The 14,680-nt window shown below is 71.7% G+C and carries 11 protein-coding genes; 4 read left to right on the top strand and 7 right to left on the bottom strand.

Features of this window, described 5'->3' with window-relative positions:
* Positions 1 to 48: 48 nt before the first annotated feature.
* The 5 genes from ACH4XV_RS04780 to ACH4XV_RS04760 all read right to left on the bottom strand — a co-directional run bounded on the left by ACH4XV_RS04780 (position 49) and on the right by ACH4XV_RS04760 (position 8,487).
* Positions 49 to 2,544 carry a sugar phosphate nucleotidyltransferase gene (locus ACH4XV_RS04780; protein ID WP_395786799.1) on the bottom strand — a complete coding sequence of 832 codons (2,496 nt, stop codon included), beginning with the start codon at positions 2,542 to 2,544 and terminating at the stop codon, positions 49 to 51.
* 112 nt (positions 2,545 to 2,656) lie between these two features.
* Complete coding sequence (locus tag ACH4XV_RS04775; protein WP_201260924.1) at positions 2,657 to 3,313, bottom strand: CDP-alcohol phosphatidyltransferase family protein; 657 nt, start codon at positions 3,311 to 3,313, stop codon at positions 2,657 to 2,659.
* A 63-nt stretch (positions 3,314 to 3,376) separates the two neighbouring features.
* The gene (locus tag ACH4XV_RS04770; RefSeq protein ID WP_395786798.1) at positions 3,377 to 4,810 is read right to left on the bottom strand and encodes a glycosyltransferase 87 family protein; all 1,434 of its coding nucleotides are present in this window, start codon (positions 4,808 to 4,810) and stop codon (positions 3,377 to 3,379) included.
* A 149-nt stretch (positions 4,811 to 4,959) separates the two neighbouring features.
* Positions 4,960 to 6,318 carry a glycosyltransferase 87 family protein gene (locus ACH4XV_RS04765; protein WP_395786797.1) on the bottom strand — a complete coding sequence of 453 codons (1,359 nt, stop codon included), beginning with the start codon at positions 6,316 to 6,318 and terminating at the stop codon, positions 4,960 to 4,962.
* A gap of 135 nt (positions 6,319 to 6,453) precedes the next feature.
* The gene (locus tag ACH4XV_RS04760; protein WP_395786796.1) at positions 6,454 to 8,487 is read right to left on the bottom strand and encodes an acetoacetate--CoA ligase; all 2,034 of its coding nucleotides are present in this window, start codon (positions 8,485 to 8,487) and stop codon (positions 6,454 to 6,456) included.
* Between the two features lie 176 nt (positions 8,488 to 8,663).
* On the opposite strand from ACH4XV_RS04760, the gene ACH4XV_RS04755 reads away from it, so the two are divergent.
* The 4 genes from ACH4XV_RS04755 to ACH4XV_RS04740 all read left to right on the top strand — a co-directional run bounded on the left by ACH4XV_RS04755 (position 8,664) and on the right by ACH4XV_RS04740 (position 12,327).
* Entirely contained in the window at positions 8,664 to 9,611 is a 948-nt protein-coding gene (locus ACH4XV_RS04755; protein ID WP_395786795.1) for a diiron oxygenase, read from the top strand.
* Between the two features lie 102 nt (positions 9,612 to 9,713).
* Complete coding sequence (locus tag ACH4XV_RS04750) at positions 9,714 to 10,160, top strand: Zn-ribbon domain-containing OB-fold protein (protein WP_395786794.1); 447 nt, start codon at positions 9,714 to 9,716, stop codon at positions 10,158 to 10,160.
* Complete coding sequence (locus tag ACH4XV_RS04745; RefSeq protein WP_395786793.1) at positions 10,157 to 11,350, top strand: lipid-transfer protein; 1,194 nt, start codon at positions 10,157 to 10,159, stop codon at positions 11,348 to 11,350. The genes ACH4XV_RS04750 and ACH4XV_RS04745 overlap by 4 nt, the downstream gene beginning before the upstream one ends.
* A 110-nt stretch (positions 11,351 to 11,460) precedes the next feature.
* Positions 11,461 to 12,327 (top strand): amidohydrolase family protein, encoded by an 867-nt coding sequence (locus ACH4XV_RS04740; protein WP_395786792.1) that lies wholly within the window; start codon positions 11,461 to 11,463, stop codon positions 12,325 to 12,327.
* A 15-nt stretch (positions 12,328 to 12,342) separates the two neighbouring features.
* On the opposite strand, the gene ACH4XV_RS04735 is transcribed toward ACH4XV_RS04740, so the two are convergent.
* On the bottom strand, positions 12,343 to 13,317 hold the full coding sequence (locus ACH4XV_RS04735; protein ID WP_395786791.1) for an LLM class F420-dependent oxidoreductase: 975 nt from the start codon (positions 13,315 to 13,317) through the stop codon (positions 12,343 to 12,345).
* Between the two features lie 82 nt (positions 13,318 to 13,399).
* Positions 13,400 to 14,671 carry an MFS transporter gene (locus tag ACH4XV_RS04730; RefSeq protein WP_395786790.1) on the bottom strand — a complete coding sequence of 424 codons (1,272 nt, stop codon included), beginning with the start codon at positions 14,669 to 14,671 and terminating at the stop codon, positions 13,400 to 13,402.
* Positions 14,672 to 14,680 lie beyond the last annotated feature (9 nt).

Genomic DNA, 14,680 nt, shown 5'->3' with positions numbered 1-14,680 from the left:
GCCGACGGCGGCGGCCGGCGAGCGGGATCGGAGCCGGGCGAACGGGCGTCAGTCGCCCGCGTGCTCCACCACCCGGCTCCACTCGTCGAGGAGTTCGTCCGCGGCGTCGTCGTCGGGGCCCTCGGCCCACACGTGCGTGACCGCCTCGGCCGGGTCCGGCAGTACCAGCGCCCAGCGGCCGTCGGTCTCCACCACGCGCACGCCGTCGGTGGTGTCGATCTCCCGGTCGCCCGCGGCCTCGACCACGCGGCGCATCACCATGCCCTTGGCCGCCCACGGCGTGGCCACGTCCCGCCGGCGCACGTGTGCGCGCGGAATGCGCGCGTCGATCTGGCTCAGCGTCAGCTGGGTGCGCGCGACCAGGCCGATCAGCCGGACGAACGCGGCGGTGCCGTCGAAGACGGTGCTGAACTCGGGGATGACGAACCCGCCGCGCCCGTCGCCGCCGAAGATCGTGTCGTCGGACTGGGCGACCCGCGCCAGGTCGTCGGGCGAGGTGGTGGTCCACTGCACCTGGACGCCGTGATAGGCCGCGACCTGCTCGGCGATCCGGGTCGTGGTCACCGGCAGCGCGATCTTGCCGCCGCCGCGCTCGGCCGCCACGCAGTCGAGCAGTACGAGCAGCGCCCGGTGGTCGTCGATGATCCGGCCGCGCTCGTCCACCAGCGACATGCGCTCGCCGACCGGGTCGAAGCGCACGCCGAACCCGGACTTGGAGGAGGCCACGAGCTCGCCGAGCCGCAGCAGCCCCTCGTGCCGCTCGTCGGCGGTCTCGGTGGGCCGGGCGTCGTCGAGCCCGGAGTTGACGGTGAGCGCGTCGATGCCCAACCGGCCCAGGATGCTGGGCAGCAGCAGCGCGGCGTTGCCGTGCGCGGCGTCCACCACCACCTTGAGCCCGGATTCGGGCACCCCGGTGATGTCCAGGGCCTTCAGCAGCGATCCGGAGTAGCTGTCGAACGGCCGTGCGGGGAAGGTGAGTTCACCGATCTCGCCGGGGAAGGCCCGGCGATACTCCTGGCGTGAGAAGACCCGGTCGAGCTTGCGCTGCGCGGCCTGCGAGAGGTCCGCCCCGCGCTCGTCGAAGAACATGATGTCCACGGAGTCCGGCACCCCGGGCGTGGTGCGGATCATGATCCCGCCGGCCGAGCCGCGCGCGGTCTCCTGACGGGCCACCGGCATCGGCACGTTCTCCAGGTCGCGCACGTTGATCGCGCTGGCCTGGAGCGCGGAGATCACCGCGCGCTTGAGCGCCCGGGCACCGCGCGAGTGGTCGCGCGCGGTGGTGACGGTGGCGCCCTTCTTGAGCGTGGTGGCGTAGGCCCCGGCCAGCCGGACGGCGAGTTCGGGGGTGATCTCGACGTTGAGGATTCCGGAGACCCCGCGTGGGCCGAACAGGTACTTCTGGCCGCGCGACTCCCAGATCACCGAGGTGTTGACGACCGCGCCGGCCTCGATCGTCTTGAACGGGTAGATCCGCACGTCGCCGGCGACCAGCGACTCCTCCTCGATCAGGCACTCGTCGCCGATGACCGCGCCCTCCTCGATCCGGGCGGCGCGCATCACATCGGTGTTCTTGCCGATCACACAGCCGCGCAGATTGGTCTGCGGGCCGACGTAGACGTTGTCGTGCACCACCGCCTTGTGCAGGAAGGCGCCGCGCTTGACCACCACGTTGGAGCCGAGCACGGTGTGCTCGCGCAGTTCCACGCCGCCCTCGACCTTGGCGTAGTCGCCGATGTAGAGCGGGCCCTTGAGGATCGCGTCGCGGTCCACCTCGGCGCCCTCGGCGACCCATACGCCCGGCGACAACTCGAAGCCGTCGATGTCCACGTCGACCTTGCCGGTGAGCACGTCGGCCTGGGCCTTGAGGTAGCTCTCGTGGGTGCCGACGTCCTCCCAGTAGCCCTCGGCGACATAGCCGTAGATCGGCTTGCCCTCCTTGAGCAGCTTGGGGAACACGTCGCCCGACCAGTCCACGGACACGCCCGCGGCGACGTAGTCGAAGACCTCGGGTTCCATCACGTAGATGCCGGTGTTGACGGTGTCCGAGAAGACCTGACCCCAGGTCGGCTTCTCCAGGAACCGGTCCACCCGGCCCTCGTCGTCGATGATCGTGATGCCGAATTCGAGGGGGTCGGGCACCCGGGTCAGACACACGGTGACCAGGGCCCCCTTGGCCCGGTGGTACTCGACCAGCGCCGTGAGGTCGAAGTCGGTGAGTGCGTCGCCGGAGATGACCAGGAACGTGTCGTCCTTGAGCGCCTCCTCGGCGTTCTTGACGCTGCCCGCGGTGCCGAGCGGAGTCTCCTCGTTCGCGTACGTCAGGCTCATGCCGAGTTCTTCGCCGTCGCCGAAGTAGTTGCGTACGAGCGACGCGAGGAACTGGACGGTGACGACGGTCTCGGAAAGCCCGTGGCGCTTGAGGAGCCGTAGCACGTGCTCCATGATCGGTCGGTTGACCACCGGCAGCAGCGGCTTGGGCATGCTGGAGGTCATCGGGCGCAGGCGGGTGCCTTCGCCTCCGGCCATGACGACGGCCTTCATCGGTCTCGTCCTCCTATCGCGTCACACCACCCGCACCCACGGCTGAATTGCCGGGGCCGGGTGGCGTGGTTTGAGTATCTCGTGATCGCCGCGTTGTCCGGCGATCCCTTCGCTACCCGGCGGTCGCTGTGCGACTCGCCTTGTCCGCGGCCACGAGCCGTTTGGCCTGGGCTGCGTAGAGGACTCCTGCCCACCAGTACAGCGCAGTACCCCACCAGGCGAACGCCCATCCGAAGATCGCGGCGAGAGTTGCGACACGTCCGGTGCCGTCGCTGAGCAGCAGGAGCGGGAAGGCGTACATGAGATTGAAGGTCGCGGCCTTGCCGACGAAGCTGACCGAGAGCGCGCCGTAGCGGTGCCGGCGCAGGATCAACAGCACCACGCCCATGAACAACTCGCGGCCCAGGATGATCGCGGTCAGCCAGATCGGCAGGATCTCGCGCCAGGTCAGGCCGACCAGGGTGGCGAGGATGTAGAGCCGGTCGGCGGCCGGGTCCAGGATCGCGCCGACCTTGCTGACCTGGTTCCAGCGGCGGGCCAGCTTGCCGTCGAGGTAGTCGCTGATCCCGCTGAGCATGAGCAGCGCGAGCGCCCACAGGTCGTGTTTGGGGCCGCCGAACTCGGGCGCCAGGATGAGCCACAGGAAGACCGGGACGCCGAGCAGGCGGGCGAAGCTGAGCAGGTTGGGGATCGTCACGATCCGGTCGCTGGGAGCGTCGACGCCGCCCTCCCGGGTAGGCGGCGGGGCCGCGTCCACGTGGGCGTCCACGGGTCCTCTGCTTTCTTCCGGTGGGTCTTCGTTCGAGGTCAGCCTATGTCGCGTTGGACGGGCTCAGCGACGCCCGGAGCCGCCGGAGACCGGGTCCGGAGCGGGGCTGTCGGGCGTGGCGGTCGCGGGCGCGCTCTCGGCGGCCTGTGCGGGAAGCGTCGGCAGCGGGCCGCGGTCGCGCAGGATGCGCAGGACCAGGATCAGGGTGAGCACGATGCCGGCGAACAGGTAGCCGTTGCCCAGCACGAACTCGAGCGGTGTCCAGTGCCGTTCGCGGTCGCCGTCCCGGGGGGCGAGCCAGATCAGGCCCCACGGCTGGAGCGTCTGCGTGCCGTCCCAGTCGCCGAGGACGTTCAGTCGCATCGGCCAGGCCGCGAAGAACGCGAAGAAGGCGCCGGTGAGCCACCACCACAGCGGTCTCGCCCGGGTCAGCGCGGTGTGCGTGAGCAGGACGAACACGGGCACCACCCACACCCAGTGGTGCGACCACGAGATGGGCGAGACGAACAGCGACAGGCCGCCGGTGATCACCACGCCGACCAGCTCGTTGCCGTAGAGCGAGGCGCGGGCGGCGGCCAGCAGGCCCAGCGCCCCGATGACCAGGCAGAGCAGCAGCCACAGCCCCTTGGCCGGCCCGCCGTCACCGAGCATGCGGGTGAACATGCCCTGTACCGACTGGTTGTTCAGGGTGCCGACGCTGAGCTTGGAATTGACCTTGCCGCTGATCGACACCAGGTTCGCCCAGTAGTACGCGGACGCCGACGGCGCGGCGACCAGACCCACCAGGACGGTGCCGACGAACGCGCCGGAGGCCACCGCGGCGGCCCGGAACCGGCGGGTGATCAGCAGGTACACCACGAAGATCGCGGGGGTGAGCTTGAGGCCGGCCGCGACGCCGACCCCGATGCCCTTGTAGCGGCGATCGTCGGGCAGCGCCAGGTCGAGCACGATCAGCGCCAGGAGCAGCAGGTTGATCTGCCCCCACACGAGCGTCCATTCCACCGGCTCCAGCCACAGGACCACGGCGAAGGTGGCCGCGCTGACCCCGAACCGGCCCGCGCCGCGGCGGTAGCCGAGCATCCCCCACGAGGCCCAGACCACGGCGAACAGCGACAGCAGGCTGAGGCACGCCATGAACCACTTGAGGCCGGCGAAGCCCAGCGGCAGCACGATGTAGAAGAGCAGCCCGGAAATCGGCGGGTAGATGAAGGGCAGTTCCCACTTGCCGTAGTTCTCGGTGTAGATCCGGTCGCCGTCGCGCAACCTGTGCACGGCGTCGTGGTAGACGCTCAGGTCGAGCATGTGCCACATGTCGCGGCGGTTGAGGTAGGTCCACAGCGCCCACAGGCCGAGCGAGAGCACCATCAGGGCGCCGCCGACGAGCGCGACGCGTCCCGGCCGACGGGGTTCCCGGCTGTGCTCGTGCCCGAACGGGACGCGGGGCGCGAGCGTCAACAACTCGCGGCAGGAGGTGACGAGCACGCGGGGCAAGGACATGTCGGTCGGGGACTCCACAACTGCACGGTTCAATGGGCGCCAGGCCGGGTGGCGCCGGGTCAGGATATCCACACGGTCGAAACGGCCCGGCGTCCAGTGCCGCGGACGGGAACCGCGGACCGTGACCCCGCGTCCGTTGTGGACGGGGGCTACACCCCGGCCGGGGTGGGCGTGGAACTCCCCGGGGACGGTCGGCCCGCCGGTTCCGGCGGGTCGAGCGTAACGGCTTCCACCGACGGGCTCGCGCACTTTCGCCGGCTCGCCGCCAGACCCACCGCGATCGTGAGCAGCGCGGCCAGCCCGGCGAGAGTGTACGCGTCGGCCAGCACCAGATCCCACCCGGCGAGCCGCAGTTCGCGGCCGTCGCGATAGGGCACCTGCCAGATCAGCCCGGTCGGCACCGGCACCGGCAGCTCCACCCGGCGTCCCGGCACCGCGGCGGTGAGCGCGACCAGGGCGAGCGCGGCGAGCCCGGCCCGGATCCGGAACGGACCCGACCGCCGGGCGACGTCGACCAGGAGCACACCGCCGGGCACGATCCACACCCAGTGGTGGGTCCACGAGATCGGCGACACCAGCAGTCCGGTCAGCGCGGTGACGCACAGCCCGGCCAGGTCGCGGCGCGGGTCGTCGGGTCGGCTGCGGCCGATCACCGCGGCCAGGGCGAGGCCGCCGACGCCGACCGCGCCCGCGATCGCGAACCACAGCGGCCCCGGCGGGGGTGCCTCGTGGGTGAGCCGGATCAGTATCCCGCGCAGCGACTGGTTGCCCGGGACCTGGACCGGGCCGACCCGGGTGTCGTCGAGGAACAGGCCGCCCCAGTAGCGCAGCGACTCGCGCGGCAGTACGGCGAAGGCGACGAACAGCCCGGCACCGAGCGCGAGGACGGCGTTGCGTCCCTCACGCGTGCGGCCGGTCAGGAACAGGTAGGGGATCAGGATCGCCGGGGTGAGCTTGAGCCCGGCCGCCAGGCCCACCCCGCAGCCGCGCAGCCGGGCATCGGGCGCGCGGGAGAGGTCGGCCAGGATCACCACCAGCAGGAGCAGGTTGATCTGGCCGAACCGCAGCGTCTCCTGGACGGGTTCGCTCCACAGCAGGACGGCGGCGGTGATCGCCGCCGCGGGCAGTCGGCGCGGGCGGCGCACGCCGACCATGCCCCAGGCCAGGTGCGCGGCCAGGGTGAGCAGCGCGAGGTTGCCCGCGACCGATACCCAGCGCAGCACGCCCCACGGCAACCAGGCCAGCGGGGTGAACAGCAGCGCCGCGCAGGGGGTGTAGGTGAACGGCAGGTGGGCCATCCCGACCGACATCGAGTAGAGCCGCCCGCGACCGTCCAGGATGGCCCGCCCGCCGGCCTGGTAGACCCGCAGGTCGCCGAGCCACCACATGGTCGCCGGTCGGGTCAGCGCGAGCGCGACGTAGGCGGTGACCGACCCCGCGATCAGGACCGCGGCCAACACCGGGAGACGTCCGAGGAAGCGCTGGGTGCGACGTGACGTCTCGGGCATGCACCTGATCGTGCCACCGCCGACGCCCGTTTGCTCCGCACTACTCCGTGCGCGTCACAGTGTTGTGTTCATCGGATGTTCCGGGCCGTTCCACACCGGTTCGGCCCGTTACACCGCCTACGTCGAATTCTCGGCCTACTTGTCCTCGGGCTTGTCGGCCGGCTTGTCCGCCTGCCTGCTCTCCTGTGCCCGGGCCCGCGAGCGGCCCACCTCGGCGTAGAAGCGCAGCACGTCGAGGTCGTCGACCGAGCCGGGGTTGACCGCGTCCTCCAGGGCGCGCCCCTGGAGCAGCTTCTTCACCGGGATCTCGATCCGCTTCCCGGTGAGGGTGTGCGGCACGCCCGGCGCGGCGATGATCTCGTCCGGGACGTGCCGGGGCGAGACCTCCTCGCGGATCACCGCGCGGATCCGGGCCTGGAGCGCCTCGTCGAGCGTGTGGCCGGGCGCGGGAACCACGAACAGCGGCATCCAGTAGCCGCCGTCGGGCAGCTCCAGGCCCACCACCAGCGACTCGCGCACCTCGGGGAGGCGTTCGACGGCCTCGTAGATGTCGCTCGACCCCATCCGCACGCCCTGCCGGTTCAGCGTCGAGTCGGAGCGGCCGTGCACCACGACCGTGCCGCGCTCGGTGAGCGTGATCCAGTCGCCGTGCCGCCACACGCCCGGGTAGGTGTCGAAGTAGCTGGCCCGGTAGCGCGCGTCGCCGGGGTCGTTCCAGAAGTGGATCGGCATCGAGGGCATCGGCTGGGTGATCACCAGCTCGCCGACCTCGTCGACCACCGGCCGACCCTGCTCGTCCCACGCCTCGACCGCGCAGCCCAGGGCCCGGCACTGGATCTCGCCGAGATACACCGGCAGGTCCGGGCTGCCGCCGACGAAGGCGCTGCACACGTCGGTGCCGCCGCTGACCGAGGCCAGCCACATGTCGGCGCCCACCGCGTCGTAGACCCAGCGGAAGCCGTCGGGCGGGAGCGGCGAGCCGGTGGTGCCCAGCGCCCGCACCCGGCTCAGGTCGTGCGAGGCGCGCGGGGTCAGCCCCTTCTTGCGGCAGGCCATCACGTAGGCGGCGGAGGTGCCGAACCACGTCACCTCGGCCCGCTCGACCACGGTCCACTGGGCCTCGGGGCCCGGGTAGCCGGGGCTGCCGTCGTAGAGCACGATCGTGCTGCCCGCGAGCAGGCCGCCGACCAGCATGTTCCACATCATCCAGCCGGTGGAGGTGTACCAGAAGAAGCGGTCGTTCGGGCCCAGGTCGAGCTGGAACGCGGCCTCCTTGAGGTGTTCGAGCACGATCCCGCCGTGGCCCTGGACGATCGCCTTGGGCAGGCCGGTGGTGCCGGACGAATACAGGATCCACAGCGGGTGGTCGAAGCCGACCGACTCGAAGTCGAGCCCGTCGGCGGGCAGGTCGCGCCCGATCACCTCGGCCCAGGGCAGCACGCCGTCGGGCGTCGGCTCGTCGAGCAGCGGTACATGCAACACGTGTCGCACGGTCGGCAGGCCCTCGCGCAGTTCGGCGACCACGTCGGCGCGGCGGACCTCCTTGCCGCCGTAGCGGTAGCCGTCCACCGCGAGCAGCACCACCGGCTCGATCTGCTGGAACCGGTCGAGCACGCTGCGCGCGCCGAAGTCGGGCGCGCAGGCCGACCACACCGCGCCGATCGCGGCGCAGGCAAGCAGCCCGACCACCGCGTGCGGGGTGTTCGGCACGTAGGCCGCGACCCGGTCGCCGGGGCGCACGCCCAGCTCGCGCAGGGTGGCCGCACAGGACGCCACCTGGCGGCGCAGCTCGGCCCAGGAGATCTCGCGCGGGGTCAGCTCCTCGTCCAGGTAGACGATCGCGGGGCGGTCCGGGTCGCCGTCCTCGGTGTGCCGCAGCGCCTGCCGGGCGTAGTTCAGCCGGGCGTTCGGGAACCAGCGGGCACCGGGCATGGTCCGGTCCGCCAGCACCACCTCACGATCGCCCAGGTCGAGGTCGAACCAGTCGCACAGCGAGGCCCAGAACGCCTCGAGTTCGGTGGTCGACCATTCCCACAATCGGGCGTAGTCCTCGGCGTGGACGCCGCGTTCGGCGGCGAGCCACGCGCGATAGCGGGTGACCGCCGCGGCGGCGACCCGCTCGGCCGACGGTTGCCACAGCAACTCGGCCCGCTCGCTCGATTCCGTCATCTTTGTTGCCCCCTCCACGCGGTGTGCCCCCCGACCCTGCCATCTCGCGCCCGCGCGCGCATCCCCCGGGCGAGTCGGAAAGGATCTTCGTGCGGACTCTGGACGCGGCGGAGTGAACGCGGGATGTTACCGACGGGAAACAAGTCCGGCGGCACATCCGGCGAAGGAGGCCCCGCATGCCCACCCCACACCCCATCGTCAGCGCCTTTGGCACCGACCGCGAACGCGTCGCGCAACGTCTGCTGGCCGCGTCCCACGCGCACGCGTTCGACCCGATCACCGACGTCGACTGGGACGCCCCGCTGGTCGACGGCGCCTACTTCCTGCCCGCGCATCGGGTCACTTTGTACGGCACGCCGCTGTGGGAGCGGATGAGCGAGCGGCAGCGCGTCGACCTGTCCCGGCACGAGGTCGCCTCGATGGCCAGTGTCGGCATCTGGTTCGAGGTCGTGCTGATGCAACTGCTCATCCGGCACGTCTACGACCGGCCGCTGACCTCGCGACACGTGCAGTACGCGTTCATGGAGATCGCCGAGGAGTGCCGGCACTCGACCATGTTCGGCCGATTGATCGACAAGCTGGAGTGCCCGGAGTACGGACCCGGCCCGTACGCGCACATGGCGGCGCGGGCGATGAAGACGTTCGGCTCGGGCGTGCAGGCCTTCGCGATGGCGCTGATCGCCGAGGAGGTCCTGGACACGATGCAGCGCGAGATGATGGCCGACGAGTCGCTGCAGCCGATCACCCGGCGGACCGCCCGGATCCACGTGGTCGAGGAGGCCCGGCACGTGCGCTACGCGCGCGACGAGGTGGCCCGGGGCGCGCCGCACCTGTCCCGGGCGGAGCGGGCGATCACCCGGCTCGCGCTGGCCCGCGCCGCGCACATCATCGCCACCCGTCTGGTGCACCCCGGGGTGTACGCGGCGGTGGGTCTGGATCCGGCCGAGGCGTATCGCACCGCGCGGGCCAATCCGCACCGATTGGACACGCTCGCCCACTGGTCGCGGCGGCTGATCGCCTTCTACGACGAGCAGGGCCTGCTCGGCGGACCGGGCCTGCGACTGTGGCGGGCGTCGGGTCTGATGGGACGTCGAATACCCACCCCGGCACGCCGGCGGGTGTGACCGTAAATACCCCCGGTCGGGTTGGCGCGCGGAACTGACGATCCGTCAGACTGTGGTCCGTACACACATCGGACGAGACGGCCAGACGAGTTGGAGGGCCCCGTGACGAAGGACCACAAGCCCGTGGTCCCCGGTTGGTTCACCACGTCCGGGGAGGATTTCTCCCTCCTCGGCACCCGGTGTACCGCCTGTGGGACCGTGTTCTTCCCGCGCCGAGAAACGTTCTGCGGCAACCCGGCGTGCTCCGGCACCGAGTTCGCCGAGGTGCCGCTGTCCAAGCGCGGCACCGTGTGGTCGTACACGAACGCCGGCTACCGCCCGCCGGCACCGTTCGTGTCCGATCCGGACGTCGAGTGGCAGCCGTACACCATCGTCGCGGTGCGCCTGGAGGCCGAGGGTCTGATCGTGCTCGGCCAGGGCGCGCCCGGGGTGGGCGTGGACGACCTGAAGGTCGGCGACCCGGTGGAGATCGTGCCCGGCGTGCTGTACGAGGACGACGAGTACGTGCACACCACGTGGAACGTACGGCCGGTGGAGGTTCGGGCATGAGCAACGACCGCGAGATCGTCGTCCTGGGCGCGGGCATGCACCCGTGGGGCAAGTGGGGCCGCAACTTCGTCGAGTACGGCGTCAAGGCCGCCCAGGACGCGCTGAAGGACGCCGGACTGGCGTGGCAGGACATCCAGTTCGTGGCGGGCGCGGACACCATCCGCAACGGCTACCCGGGCTTCGTCGCCGGCGCCACCTTCGCCCAGGCGCTGGGCTGGACCGGGGCGCGCATCTCCAGCTCGTACGCGGCCTGCGCGTCCGGTTCGCACGCCATCGCGAGCGCTCGCGCGCAGATCCTCGCCGGCCTGTGCGACGTGGCCCTGGTGGTCGGCGCCGACGCGGCCCCCAAGGGCTTCTTCGCGCCGGTCGGCGGGGACCGTCCCGACGACCCGGACTGGGTGCGCTTCCACCTGCTCGGCGCCACCAACCCGGCCTACTTCGGGATGTACGCCCGGCGTCGGATCGACCTGTACGGCGCCTCGGTCGAGGACTTCGCCAGGGTCAAGGTCAAGAACGCGCGCAACGGCCTGGGCAACCCGAACGCCCGCTACCGCAAGGCGTTCACCGCCGAGGACGTGGCCGCCTCGCCGATCGTGTGCGACCCGCTGCGGCTGATGGACATCTGCGCCACCTCCGACGGCGCGGCGGCCGTGGTGTTGTGCAGCAAGGAGTTCGCCGCCCGGCACACCACCGCCCCGGTGCGCATCTCGGCGGTCTCCACGGTCACCCCGACCTTCCCGAGCGCGCTGATCGAGCTGCCCGACATCGCGACCGACTCGTCGGCGGCGGTCGCCCCGCAGGAGTTGTCCTTCCGTGCCTCGCTCGCGCACGCCGCGTACGAGGAGGCCGGCATCGGGCCCGAGGACCTGAGCCTGGCCGAGGTCTACGACCTGTCCACCGCCCTGGAGTTGGACTGGATCGAGGACCTGGGCATCTGCGCGCGCGGCGAGGCGGAGAAGCTGCTGCGCGACGGCGCGACGGAGATCGGCGGCCGGATCCCGGTCAACGCCTCCGGCGGCCTGGCCTCGTTCGGCGAGGCGGTGCCCGCGCAGGCCATCGCCCAGGTCTGCGAGTTGACCTGGCAACTGCGCGGCGAGGCCGGCGCTCGCCAGGTGGCGGGCGCGCGGGTGGGCATCACCGCCAACCAGGGCCTGTTCGGGCACGGTTCGTCGATCGTGGTCACCCGCTAGGCCCTGTCCGGCGACGAACCGACAAGTCACCGAAACGATCCCGGAGTTCCGGCCGTGTGTGCCACGGCCGGGACCGGCTCCGGGATCGTTTCCGTTGTACGGAGGTGTGCATGGGTATTCCGGACGGCATCGGCGTGGTCGACCTGCTGATGGGTCTGCCGAATCGGGACCGGCGCTGGTGGGCGACCGCGATGGCGGGCACCCTGCGGGACGAGGACAGCCGGACCGCGATGACCCACCCGGCCGGCTACATGTTCAAGGACCTGCCCGAGATGGAGCGCACCGATTCCTCGGCCGAGGATCTGCTGCGCGAGATGGACCGGTTCGGCGTGGAGAAGGCGCTGATCCCGGTCTCGTTCGAGGACCCGGACACGCTCGACGCGGTGCGCCGGCACCCGGATCGGCTGCTCGGCAGCTTCCAGGTGGATCCGACCGACGTGATGGCGGGCGTGCGCGGGTTGCGCCGGGCACGCGAGGAGGCGGGCGTCCTGGCCGCGACCTTCTTCCCGTGCGGCTGCACACCTCCGGTGCCGATCGACGACCGGCTGGCGTATCCGCTCTACGCGACCTGTGTGGAGCTGGGCCTGCCGGTGTTCGTGAACGCGGGCATTCCCGGTCCCCGGGTGCCGGCCGCCGCGCAGGAGGTGATGCGCTTCGACCGGGTCTGCTACGACTTCCCCGAGCTGACCGTGGTGCTGCGCCACGGCGGCGAGCCGTGGTGCGATCTGGCGGTCAAGCTGATGCTCAAGTGGCCGGGCCTGCACTGGTCCTCGTCGGCGTTCGCGCCCAAGCACTACCCGCGCGCGATCGTCGACTACGCGAACACGCGCGGGGCGGACAAGGTCATGTACGCGGGCTACTTCCCGTACGGGCTGACCCTGGACCGGATCTTCGCCGAGTTGCCCGGGGTCGGCTTCAAGGACGAGGTGTGGCCCAAGTTCCTGCGGACCAACGCCCTGCGGGTGCTCGGGCTCTGATCGGCCGGCCGGTGCTCAGCCCGCCGTCGGAGCCAGTGCGAGCGCCGCCTCGATCGGGTCGGCGCCGGGGCGGGGGTCGATGACGGCCAGGACCGCGACGGTGACGCCCGCCGCGACGTAGCGGGCGATCCGCGCCCGGCACTCGGCCGGTTCGCCGTGCACGATCAGGTCGTCGAGCACCGCGTCCGGGACCAGGTCGAGGGCCCGCTTGCGGTCGCCCTCGGCCCACGCCTCCCACATCGGCGCCAACTGCTCCTCGCGCCCGAGCCATCGGTGGAAGTCGGCGTAGACCGGGACGGTGAGGTAGGCGGTGATCATCCGTCGGCCGATCGCCCGCGCGGTGTCCCGGTCCCCCGTCGGCACGACGAAGATCCGCGCGACGATCTCCTTGTCCGTGCCGCCCTCGCGCACGTACGGCACCACACGTTCGACGTCCTTCGCGGAGAGCCAGTTCAGGATCGCGCCGTCGGCCTCGCGGCCGGCGAGTCGCAACATGCCCGGGCGCAGCGCGGCGACCAGGATCGGCGGCGGGCTCTGCGGCGGCCGGGACAGCCGGAAGCCGCGCACCGCGAAGGTCTCGTACTTTTCGGTGACCTTCTCCCCCGCGAACGCCGCGCGCAGGAACCGCACGGTGTCCCGCACCCGCTGATAGGGCCGGTCGAACTCGGCCCCGTTCCAGCCCTCGACGATCGGCGCGGAGCCGGCGCCCAGGCCCAGGTGGAAGCGGCCGGGGGCCACCTCGGCGAGCGCCGCCGCGCTCATCGCCAAAGTGGCCGGGCCGCGTGTGTACGGCGAGACGATCGCGGTGCCCAGGCGCACGTCCGGATCGGCGAGGGCCGCCACGGTGAGCGGGGTGAAGCCGTCCGAGCCGTCCACCTCGGCCGACCAGACGTCGGTGTAGCCGGCCCGGCGCAACTCGCGGATCAGACGGGGGTGTTCCGTGAGCGGGGCGTCGAGCGGAACGGTGATCCCGAAGCGGGCCTGATCCATGCGTGCTCCTCCGCGTACTCCCGAGACGGTCGTGGTGGTCGATCAGGACTACCACAGCGCGGGCGTGCGCACGACGCGCCGTTCAGGCTCCGCGCGCGTCGGCGGCCGGGCGGTCGGGCGGGAGGCGGACGAACAGCGTGCCGACGCCCGCGCTCGCGAACAGGGCCGCCAGTACGCCCCATCCGATGCCGCCCACCGCCTGGAGCAGTCCGGTGATCAGGATCGGGCCGAGCACATGGCGGCCGACGGAGCGACCCATGCCGAACGCGGCCAGGTATTCGGCCCGGCGGTCGTCCGGCGCGACGGCGTAGGACAACGTCCAGGCGGCCGACACCGCGATCACCTCGCCACAGGACAGCAGCAGCACGCCGATCGGGAACACCACGGCGGCGGGCGCCCGTTCGGCCGACCACAGCAGCAGACACGCCGCCGCGAGCAGCGCGCCGGCCGCCACCTGGCAGCGCCGCGCGGCGCGGACCGACATCGCGAGCCGGGCGGCCGGCATCTGGCACACCACGCCGAAGACGGTGTTGACCGCGTACAGCACGCCGAGCCAGGACGCGGACAACCCGCCTCGGGTGGTCAGCCACAGCGGGATGCCCAGATTGAGCACCGGCAACCACAGTTGGAGCAGCGTGTCGATCGAGGCCAGCCCCCACACCCGCCGATCGCGCAGCGCGCCCCATCCGGACACCCGCGCCGCCGCGCCCCGGGCCGGCGGCGCCGGGATGGTCGCGAGCAGTGCGGCCACCAGGACGAACGCGGCGGCGTTGACAAGCACGACCGCGCGGAACGCCGCCGCGTCGTCCAGGCCGATGGCCAGGCCGCCGAGCGGGGCGCCCAGGCTGATCCCGAGATTGGCCACCGTGCGGTAGGCGGCCAGGGTGCGCACCCGGTCGGCGCCGTCGGCGAGTTCGGCCACGAACGCCTGGGTGAGCGCGGACACGCTCTGGTCGGCCGTGGTGACCACGGCGACCGCGACGAGGAAGCCCCACCACTCGCCGACGGCCGCGTAGCCGGCGGTGCCGGCCGCGCGGGCCAGGTGCAGGGCGACCAGGGTGTTGCGTATCCCCACGAGGTCGGCGAGCCGGCCGATCGGCACCGCCGTACCGAGCGCGATCAGTCCGGCCAGGCCGAGGCCGAGGCCCACGCCGCCGGTGGACAGGCCGACGATCCGGGTGAAGTAGACGGCGGAGAACGCGACGAACAACCCCACGCCCAGGTAGTCGACCAACCCCACCCCGAGCAGCCGCCGCACCGGACGCCGGCCCCGGGCGTCGGCGCGGCCCCCTGCGGCCTCGACCTCGGTCGTGTCCTGCCCGACTTCCGGCCCGTGCACATTATTCTGTGTCATGGACACAGT

The organism is Embleya sp. NPDC020630 (genome assembly GCF_044334985.1).
Lineage (GTDB): Bacteria > Actinomycetota > Actinomycetes > Streptomycetales > Streptomycetaceae > Embleya.
This window is presented reverse-complemented; position numbering and strand designations above follow the sequence as displayed.

Excerpts from the sequence above, each read along its gene's own strand:
- ACH4XV_RS04755 (WP_395786795.1), top strand. The coding sequence starts at position 8,664 with ATGCCCACCCCACACCCCATCGTCAGCGCCTTTGGCACCGACCGCGAA.
- ACH4XV_RS04735 (WP_395786791.1), bottom strand. The coding sequence starts at position 13,317 with ATGGATCAGGCCCGCTTCGGGATCACCGTTCCGCTCGACGCCCCGCTC.
- ACH4XV_RS04740 (WP_395786792.1), top strand. The coding sequence starts at position 11,461 with ATGGGTATTCCGGACGGCATCGGCGTGGTCGACCTGCTGATGGGTCTG.
- ACH4XV_RS04760 (WP_395786796.1), bottom strand. The coding sequence starts at position 8,487 with ATGACGGAATCGAGCGAGCGGGCCGAGTTGCTGTGGCAACCGTCGGCC.
- ACH4XV_RS04730 (WP_395786790.1), bottom strand. The coding sequence starts at position 14,671 with ATGACACAGAATAATGTGCACGGGCCGGAAGTCGGGCAGGACACGACC.
- ACH4XV_RS04745 (WP_395786793.1), top strand. The coding sequence starts at position 10,157 with ATGAGCAACGACCGCGAGATCGTCGTCCTGGGCGCGGGCATGCACCCG.
- ACH4XV_RS04780 (WP_395786799.1), bottom strand. The coding sequence starts at position 2,544 with ATGAAGGCCGTCGTCATGGCCGGAGGCGAAGGCACCCGCCTGCGCCCG.
- ACH4XV_RS04765 (WP_395786797.1), bottom strand. The coding sequence starts at position 6,318 with ATGCCCGAGACGTCACGTCGCACCCAGCGCTTCCTCGGACGTCTCCCG.
- ACH4XV_RS04770 (WP_395786798.1), bottom strand. The coding sequence starts at position 4,810 with ATGTCCTTGCCCCGCGTGCTCGTCACCTCCTGCCGCGAGTTGTTGACG.